The organism is Polaromonas sp., assembly GCF_031411155.1.
Lineage (GTDB): Bacteria > Pseudomonadota > Gammaproteobacteria > Burkholderiales > Burkholderiaceae_C > Polaromonas.
Map to the genome: position 1 here is coordinate 1 of NZ_JANOAL010000123.1, position 8,513 is coordinate 8,513.

Here is an 8,513-nt window from a genome sequence, read left to right on the forward strand (position 1 = left end):
CATCAACCTGGCCACCTATGCCGGCCCCGAGAGCCGCTACTGCCCGGCCGGGGTCTATGAATTCGTGAAAAACCCCGACAACACCGACCGCCTGCAGATCAACGCGCAAAACTGCGTGCATTGCAAGACCTGCGACATCAAAGACCCGACGCAAAACATCGTCTGGGTCACGCCCGAGGGTGGCGGCGGGCCGAATTACGCGGGCATGTAAGCCGGTCGGCGGCGGCAGTCAGGCCCTTTCACTCCCCACATTTTTCATTCCTATCAACCAAGGCCCTCCATGAACATTGTCATCACGGGAGGCGCCGGATTTTTGGGCGCCCGGCTCGCCCGCCAGCTGCTTGAACGCGGACAGCTTTCGCTGGCCGGCAGCGCGCCGCAAGCCATCCAGGCGCTCACGCTGGTGGACCGCGTCGCGCCATCCGCCGAGCTGGCCGCCGACCCCCGCGTGCGCACCGTCATCGGTGACCTGAACCAGCTTCTTGAGGGAAATAGTTCTGCAGCCCAGGTAATACGGACGAACGACGCTATCATTTTTCATCTGGCCGCCGCGGTCAGCGGAGAGTGCGAAGCGGATTTTGACCTCGGCATGCGCAGCAATCTGGACGCAACACGTGCGCTACTGCAGGCCTGCCGCGCGCTCAACACCTGCCCTGCCGTGGTCTTTGCCAGTTCGCTGGCCGTCTTTGGCAACTCGCCAGAGCAGCCCCTGCCGGCGGTGATTGACGACCGCACCCTGCCGACACCGCAAAACAGCTACGGCATCCAGAAGTTCATTGGCGAGCAATTGGTGACTGACTACGGCCGCAAAGGCTTCATCCGCGGCCGCAACGTGCGGCTGATGACCGTCAGCGTGCGGCCGGGCCAGCCCAATGGCGCAGCATCGAGTTTTTTAAGCGGCATGATCCGCGAACCGCTGGCGGGCGTGCGGGCCAACTGCCCGGTTTCCAGGGACACCGCCGTGGCCCTGTCGTCGCCGGGCCGTACCATTGACGGCCTGCTGCGCGCCGCCGAGGCCAGCGACGCCGATTGGGGCGCCCGCACCGCCATCAATTTGCCTGCCCTTCAAACCACGGCCGGCGAGATGGCCGCGGCGCTCGAGCGCGCTGCGGGCAAGGCGGTGGCCGACCTGATTGACTGGCGCCCGGACCCCGCCATTGCCAACATCATTGCCAGTTGGCCCGCCCGCATCGACGCCGCGCGCGCCAGGGCGCTGGGCCTGTTGCCCGATACCGACTTTGACTCCATTATTGCCGCCTACTTACGCGAAAACCCGCGCACGCTGCCCGCTTAACGGGGGCAATAATAGGTGTGCTTACGGCCAGCCGCCGTAGCCGCAGAATTCCGGCAATCAACTCATTTTGGAGACCGCATGAAACTTTCAAAACTGCTTATCGGCATGACGCTCGGCCTGGCATTCATGGCCTCGGCCAGTGCGCAGACCACGATGAAAATCAGCATTTCCACCGCGCAAAACTCGCACCAGGGCGTGGCGATCGACACCTTTGCCAAGGAAGTCGAAAAACGCACGGCGGGACGTTACAAGGTCCAGACCTTTTACAACGGCGCCCTGGGCGGCGAGCGCGAGTCGATCGAGGCCGTGCAGCTGGGCACCCAGGAACTGGCCTTCTCGTCCACCGGGCCGATTCCCAACTTTGTGCCTGAAACCAAGATTCTGGATGTACCGTTTCTGTTCCGCGACAAGGCCCATGCCCGCGCCGTGCTAGACGGCCCGATTGGCCAGGAGATGCTGACCAAATTCGATGCCAAGGGCTTCAAGGCGCTGGCCTGGGCCGAAAACGGCTTTCGCCATATGACCAACAGCAAGCGTGACGTGAAAACCCCCGAAGACCTGAAGGGCCTGAAGATGCGCACCATGGAGAACCCGGTGCACATCGCCGCCTACAAGGGCCTGGGCATCATCACCACGCCGATGGCTTTTCCGGAAGTGTTCACCGCCTTGCAGCAGGGCACCGTCGATGGCCAGGAAAACCCGCTGTCGGTCATCATGTCGGCTAAGTTTGACCAGGTCCAAAAACACCTGTCGCTGACCGGCCATGTGTACTCGCCCGCCATCTTTGTGATGAACAAGGCCGCCTTCGACAAGCTCAGCGCGGCCGACAAAACCGCCTTTGTCGAAGCTGCCAAGGAAGGCACCAAGGCCAACCGCGCCCGCGTCGATCAGGACGATACCAATGGCGTGGCCGAGCTGCGCGCCAAGGGCATGACAGTGATCGACAACGTCGACAAGTCCAAGTTCGTGGCCATGCTGGCACCGGTCAATGCCGAGTTTGAAAAACAGTTTGGCAAAGCCAACATCGACACGATCCGCAACTACAAGTAAGCCTGCACAGGCCTGACTTTGCTATTATTTGTGTAGCATGTTACGCCCGCAGTCATTGGACTGACGGGCGTTTTTAATAGAAATTCGGCCAAATTTGACCGCCTGCATAATCCCAGGAACGGCAAGCACTCATGAAACAAGCCTTTCTAAAATTTGAACGCTGGACCACCGGTTTCTCAATGCTGGTGGCCTGCCTGATGCTGGTCGTCGCGTCCACTTTGGGCATGTTCCAGATCATTACCCGCTTCGTGCTCGAGCAACCCGCCGAGTGGAGCGAAATCCTGATCCGCCTGAGTTTGATCTGGATGGTGTTCATGGGCATACCGGCGGCATTTCGCCAGGGCGCCATGGTCAGCGTCGATGTGCTGTACCGCTGGAGCCCGCCCCGAATCCGGCGCGTACTCGACTGGCTGGTCTGCCTGGCCGCGCTGGCGCTGATTGCGGTGATTGTCTGGTGGGGCTGGGACTATTCGCTGCGCGGGCGGGTACAGTCCATGGCCGGGCTGGAGTCGATTTCGATGTTCTGGGGCTACGTCGCCATGCCGGTGGGCGGCATGTTTTGTGTGATCGGCATCATTGGCAACCTGATTGACCCACAGCGCAACGAACTGGAGACGGCGCAATGAGCGCCGCCGGACCGCTCCAAGGCGCGAGCGCCCCCTCGGGGGCAGTGAGTACACGCAGTGACGAACGTGGGGGGGTGCTATGACCGCAGTCATGATTTCAACCATGGTGCTGTGCTTTGCACTCACCGTGTCGGTGGCGGTGTCGATTGGCCTGGCCTCGGTGCTGGGCATACAAGCCTCCAACGCCAACATGCTGATTTCGGTCAAGGAAATGTTTTCCGCGATCAACAAGTTCCCATTGGCCGCGATTCCGTTTTTCATCCTGGCCGGCAACCTGATGGAAACCGGCGGCATCTCGCGCCGCCTGGTCGAATTTGCCAAGAGCCTGGTCGGCGGCATCCAGGGCGGTTTGCCCATGACCTGCGTGCTGACCTGCATGATTTTTGCCGCGGTGTCGGGCTCATCGGTGGCCACCACCTTTGCGATTGGCGCCATTTTGATTCCGGCGCTGATCAAGCACGGCTACCCGACGGCTTATGCGGCCGCGCTGCAGGCCACCAGCGCCGAGTTGGGCGTGATCATTCCGCCCTCGATTCCCATGATTCTGTATGGCGTGAGCGCCGAAGTCTCGATTGGCGAGTTGTTCATTGCCGGCTTCGGCCCCGGCCTGCTGATTGGCGGCGCGCTGATGCTGTTTGTGCATCTGTATTGCCGCTACAAAGGCTGGGGCAAACATGACGGCGATGGCCGGCTGGGTATTGGCAAGGCAACCTGGCAGGCCGGCTGGGCACTGTTCATGCCGGTGATCATTCTGGGCGGCATTTATGGCGGCATTTTCACGCCGACCGAGGCCTCTGCCGTGGCGGTGTTTTATGCGCTGGTGGTGGGCATCGTGATTTACCGCGAGATCAAGCTGCCCGACCTGGCCCACATCCTGCGCAAGTCGGTGCTGTCCAGCGCGGTGATCATGTTCATTATTGCCAACGCCGGGCTGTTCGCCTTTCTGATTACCCGGGCCGGCGTGCCCGACGCGATTGGCCGCTGGCTGGAGGCGGTGCTACAGTCGCCGGCGCTCTTTTTGCTGGGGGTCAATGCGGCCCTGTTTGTAATTGGCATGTTTATTGAGACCAGCGCGGCCATCATTGTGCTGGCCCCGATTCTGGCGCCGGTGGCCGTGCATTTCGGCATTGATCCGGTGCACTTCGGCATGGTCATGGTGGTGAACCTGGCGCTGGGCATGATCACGCCGCCCTTTGGCGTCAACCTGTTTGCGGCCTGCACGGTGGCCAAAATTTCGCTGGACCGCATCGTCACCCACCTGGTTCCGTTTGTGCTGGTAATTCTGGCCTGCCTGATGGTCGTCACCTATGTGCCGCAGCTGTCGCTATTCCTGCGCGATCTGGCCTACGCGAAGTAGGAACTCGGACGGCACAAAATCCGGCTTCCATTACACTTGGCAGGGTCAGGAGAGAGTTTTCCCCGCAGAAAACCGCCGAAGGCGCATGGGCCCCCTTTATGGGGCCCCGAACGCTCAGGCAAAAGGACTGGCAACCGCCCTCTGGTGCTGAGCGCCCTGGGGGCGTTCCCTACTGGAGAGAGGCCACTGTCAAGGTGGCCCACCGAAGGAGCAAACCTGCATCGCCAGGCGAATCTCTCAGGTAAAGTGGACAGCAGGGGCAGCCCATGGCTTATCGTCATGTTGTATGTTTGCCCCCCGGAGAACGCGCCGTGTCCAACCCCGAAAACCTTCTTCAAACGCCACTGCATGATCTGCATGTGGAACTCGGTGCGCGCATGGTGCCGTTTGCCGGCTATTCCATGCCGGTGCAATACCCCGCCGGCCTGATGGCCGAGCACCTGCACACCCGCAGCGCCGCTGGCCTGTTTGACGTGTCGCACATGGGCCAGTTGCGGCTGGTCGGGCCTGATGCGGCGGCCGCACTCGAAAGCCTGATGCCGGTCGATGTGATCGATTTGCCTGCCGGCAAGCAGCGCTATGGCCTGCTGCTCAATGAGGACGGCGGCATTATTGACGACCTGATGTTTTTCAACCGCAACATGACCGACAGCGCCAATGGCGGCGACCTGTTTGTGATTGTGAACGGCGCCTGCAAGGCGGGCGACATTGCGCACATTGAGCAAAAAATCAGCGACCGCTGCCAGGTGATCCCCATGCCAGAGATGGCACTGATGGCCTTGCAGGGGCCGCAGGCCGTGGCGGCCCTGCAGCGGCTGGCGCCTGGCGTCGAAAAGCTGGTGTTCATGACCGGCGGCCGCTTCACGGTGGCCGGCTGCGACTGCTTTCTGACCCGCAGCGGCTATACCGGCGAAGACGGCTTCGAGATTTCGGTGCACGCATCGCAGGCCGCCGCGCTGGCCAGAGCCCTGCTGGCGCAGCCCGAAGTCAAGCCCGTGGGCCTGGGCGCGCGCAACTCGCTGCGGCTTGAAGCCGGGCTGTGCCTCTATGGCAATGACATCGACACCACCACCACGCCGGTCGAGGCCAACCTGAACTGGGCAATGCAGAAAGTGCGGCGGACAGGCGGCGCGCGCGCCGGCGGCTTTCCGGGCGCCGACAAGATTCTGGCCCAGCTGGCCGACCCCGGCACGCTGACCCGAAAACGCGTGGGCCTGGTGGCGCTGGAGCGCATTCCGGTGCGCGACCATACCGCCCTGCAAAGCCCCGACGGTGCAGCAATTGGCGAAGTCACCAGCGGGCTGCTCGGCCCCAGCATCAACCAGCCGGTGGCCATGGGCTATGTCAGCCCCGAGTTTGCCGCGCTTGGCACACGCGTGAATGCCATAGTGCGCGGCAAGCCGGTGCCCATGCAAATCTCGGCCATGCCCTTTGTGCCGAATCGCTATTTCCGTGGCTGATGATTCCCTGTTCGATTTCGTTGTCCGATTTTTAAAACTACCTCTGGAGAACCCCATGACCGTCAAATACACCGAAGACCACGAGTGGCTCAAGATTGAAGGCGACGTTGCCACCGTCGGCATCACCGTGCATGCGCAGGACGCGCTGGGCGACGTCGTGTTCGTCGACCTGCCGACCGTTGGCACTGACTATGCGCAAAAAGAAACCGCCGGCGTGGTCGAGTCCGTCAAGGCCGCTGCCGACGTCTACATGCCGGTCGGCGGCGAGGTCATCGAAGTCAACGAAGCCCTGCGCGACGACCCTTCGCTGGCCAACACCGACCCGATGGGCGCCGGCTGGTTCTTCAAGGTCAAACTGTCGGATGCCTCGCAGCTAGAGGCCCTGATGGACGAAACCAGCTACAGCGCGTTCTCGGCAGCCGCCTGAGTTATCGCAATCGGAATCCGTTCGGGCTGAGCTGCCGAAGCCCTGCCCGTCCCTGCTCCCTCCCTTCCCCCTTTCTCGCCCACCCTTCGACCAGCTCAGGGCGAACGACTATTCTGGAACCTCCCATGTTGATGCAATCCGCCAAGCCGCTGGGCGAGCTTGAAAACCCTTCCGAATTCATTGCGCGCCACATCGGCATTGATGAGGCTGACGAAGCGCTGATGCTGTCGGTGATTGGTGAAACCTCGCGCCGTTCGCTAATCAGCAGCATCGTGCCGCGCTCCATTGCGCGCCGCAGCGCCATGGCGATTCCGGCCCCGGTGACGGAAGCCGCCGCGCTCAAGCAGCTTAAAAGCATTGCAGGCAAAAATCGGGTCTTCAAGAACTTTATCGGCCAGGGCTACTACGGCACCTACACGCCCGGCGTGATTCTGCGCAACATCCTGGAAAACCCGGCCTGGTACACCGCCTACACGCCCTACCAGGCCGAGATTTCGCAAGGCCGCATGGAAGCGCTGATCAACTTCCAGACCATGGTCTGCGACCTGACCGGCATGGCGATTGCCAATGCGTCGATGCTCGACGAGGCCACCGCCGCCGCCGAGGCCATGACGCTGGCCAAACGCAGTGTCAAAAGCAAAAGCCATGTCTTCATCGTGGCCGGTGACTGCCACCCGCAAACCATTGAAGTGATCCAGACCCGCGCCAAACCGCTGGGCATTGAAGTCAAGGTCAGCACCGCCGCCGCGACCGTGCCGCAACTGATGGCCGGGGGCGACTACTTTGGCGTGCTGGCCCAGTACCCGGCCACCACCGGCAGCATCCACGACCTGCGCCCGCTGGCCGGCCAGGCCCATGCCGATGGCGCCGCCCTGTGCGTGGCCGCCGACCTGCTGGCATTGACCCTGCTCACGCCGCCGGGCGAGTGGGACGCCGACATTGTGCTGGGCACCACGCAGCGCTTTGGCATGCCCATGGGCAATGGCGGGCCGCACGCGGCTTACCTGGCCTGCCGCGACGAGTTCAAGCGCTCGCTGCCCGGCCGCCTGGTCGGCGTGAGTGTCGATGTGCATGGCAACCCGACCTACCGCCTGGCGCTGCAAACGCGCGAGCAGCACATCCGCCGCGAAAAAGCCACGTCCAACATCTGCACCGCCCAGGTGCTGCCTGCCGTGGTCGCCAGCATGTACGCCGTCTACCACGGCCCGCAAGGCCTCAAGCGTATCGCCGAACGCGTGGCCGCCTACACCGCCATCTTTGTGCGCGGCCTGCAGCAACTTGGCTACGAAATCACGGACACCAGCGCCTTTGATTCGGTCACCGTCAAGACTGGTGATGCTACTAATTCGATAGCTGAGCGCGCCCGTCAATCGGGGGCCAACCTGCGATTTCGCCTGAAAAATCACCTGGGCGTGTCGCTCGACGAAACCACCAGCCGCAAAGACATCGAACTGCTCTGGTCCTTCTTTGCCCAGCCCGGCCAGACGCTGCCGGTGGTGAGCAGCTTTGAAAAAGGCATAGCCTCCCTGATTCCCGAAGAACTGCGCCGCAGCACACCATTTTTGACACACCCGGTGTTCAACACCCACCATTCCGAAACCGGCATGCTGCGCTACATCCGCCTGCTCAGCGACAAGGACCTGGCGCTGGACCGCAGCATGATTCCGCTGGGCAGCTGCACCATGAAGCTCAACGCCACCAGCGAGATGATTCCCATCACCTGGCCCGAGTTCGCCAACATCCACCCGTTTGCGCCACAGGATCAGCTGCAGGGCTACGCCGAACTCGACCAGCAGTTGCGCGACTGGCTGTGCCAGGCCACCGGCTACGCCGGCATCAGCCTGCAGCCCAATGCCGGCTCGCAGGGTGAATACGCCGGTTTGCTGGTCATCAAGGCCTGGCTCGAAGCCCACGGCCAGGGCCACCGCAACATCTGCCTGATTCCGTCATCGGCCCACGGCACCAACCCGGCCAGCGCGCACATGGTGGGCATGACGGTCGTCGTCACCGCCTGCGACGCGCAGGGCAATGTGGACATGGACGACCTGAAGGCCAAGTGCGAAAAGCACAGCGCCAACCTGGCCTGCATGATGATCACCTACCCCAGCACCCATGGCGTGTTTGAAACCCATGTGCAAGACCTCTGCCAGCTGGTGCATTCACACGGCGGGCGTGTCTATGTGGATGGCGCCAACATGAATGCGCTGGTCGGCGTGGCGGCGCCGGGCGAATTTGGCGGCGATGTGAGTCACCTGAATCTGCACAAGACCTTTTGCATTCCGCACGGCGGCGGCGGCCC

Annotated in this window: 8 protein-coding genes and 2 riboswitches; all 8 genes read left to right on the forward strand. The window is 62.4% G+C overall.

Annotated elements, in window-relative coordinates; translation table 11 throughout:
- On the forward strand, positions 1-211 hold a 211-nt coding region (locus RMO23_RS08510), incomplete at its 5' end, for a 4Fe-4S dicluster domain-containing protein (protein WP_309680463.1).
- A gap of 69 nt (positions 212-280) precedes the next feature.
- A complete protein-coding gene (gene denD, locus RMO23_RS08515; protein ID WP_309680465.1) occupies positions 281-1,294 on the forward strand; it encodes a D-erythronate dehydrogenase in 1,014 nt (337 codons plus the stop codon).
- A gap of 78 nt (positions 1,295-1,372) precedes the next feature.
- Positions 1,373-2,344 (forward strand): TRAP transporter substrate-binding protein, encoded by a 972-nt coding sequence (locus tag RMO23_RS08520; protein WP_309680467.1) that lies wholly within the window; start codon positions 1,373-1,375, stop codon positions 2,342-2,344.
- 131 nt (positions 2,345-2,475) lie between these two features.
- The gene (locus RMO23_RS08525; RefSeq protein WP_309680469.1) at positions 2,476-2,970 is read left to right on the forward strand and encodes a TRAP transporter small permease; all 495 of its coding nucleotides are present in this window, start codon (positions 2,476-2,478) and stop codon (positions 2,968-2,970) included.
- A 79-nt stretch (positions 2,971-3,049) separates the two neighbouring features.
- Positions 3,050-4,327 carry a TRAP transporter large permease gene (locus tag RMO23_RS08530; RefSeq protein WP_309680471.1) on the forward strand — a complete coding sequence of 426 codons (1,278 nt, stop codon included), beginning with the start codon at positions 3,050-3,052 and terminating at the stop codon, positions 4,325-4,327.
- Positions 4,328-4,363: 36 nt separating this feature from the next.
- Positions 4,364-4,467: riboswitch (glycine riboswitch) on the forward strand.
- A 22-nt stretch (positions 4,468-4,489) separates the two neighbouring features.
- Positions 4,490-4,591, forward strand: a riboswitch (glycine riboswitch).
- 113 nt (positions 4,592-4,704) lie between these two features.
- A complete protein-coding gene (gcvT, locus tag RMO23_RS08535; RefSeq protein ID WP_309680476.1) occupies positions 4,705-5,787 on the forward strand; it encodes a glycine cleavage system aminomethyltransferase GcvT in 1,083 nt (360 codons plus the stop codon).
- Between the two features lie 55 nt (positions 5,788-5,842).
- Positions 5,843-6,214: a glycine cleavage system protein GcvH gene (gene gcvH / locus RMO23_RS08540; RefSeq protein WP_309680473.1), complete on the forward strand. Its 372-nt coding sequence runs from the start codon at positions 5,843-5,845 to the stop codon at positions 6,212-6,214.
- Positions 6,215-6,339: 125 nt separating this feature from the next.
- On the forward strand, positions 6,340-8,513 hold a 2,174-nt coding region (gene gcvP, locus RMO23_RS08545), incomplete at its 3' end, for an aminomethyl-transferring glycine dehydrogenase (protein WP_309680474.1).

Excerpts from the sequence above, each read along its gene's own strand:
- RMO23_RS08530 (WP_309680471.1), top strand. The coding sequence starts at position 3,050 with ATGACCGCAGTCATGATTTCAACCATGGTGCTGTGCTTTGCACTCACC.
- gcvT (WP_309680476.1), top strand. The coding sequence starts at position 4,705 with ATGGTGCCGTTTGCCGGCTATTCCATGCCGGTGCAATACCCCGCCGGC.
- RMO23_RS08525 (WP_309680469.1), top strand. The coding sequence starts at position 2,476 with ATGAAACAAGCCTTTCTAAAATTTGAACGCTGGACCACCGGTTTCTCA.
- gcvH (WP_309680473.1), top strand. The coding sequence starts at position 5,843 with ATGACCGTCAAATACACCGAAGACCACGAGTGGCTCAAGATTGAAGGC.
- denD (WP_309680465.1), top strand. The coding sequence starts at position 281 with ATGAACATTGTCATCACGGGAGGCGCCGGATTTTTGGGCGCCCGGCTC.
- RMO23_RS08520 (WP_309680467.1), top strand. The coding sequence starts at position 1,373 with ATGAAACTTTCAAAACTGCTTATCGGCATGACGCTCGGCCTGGCATTC.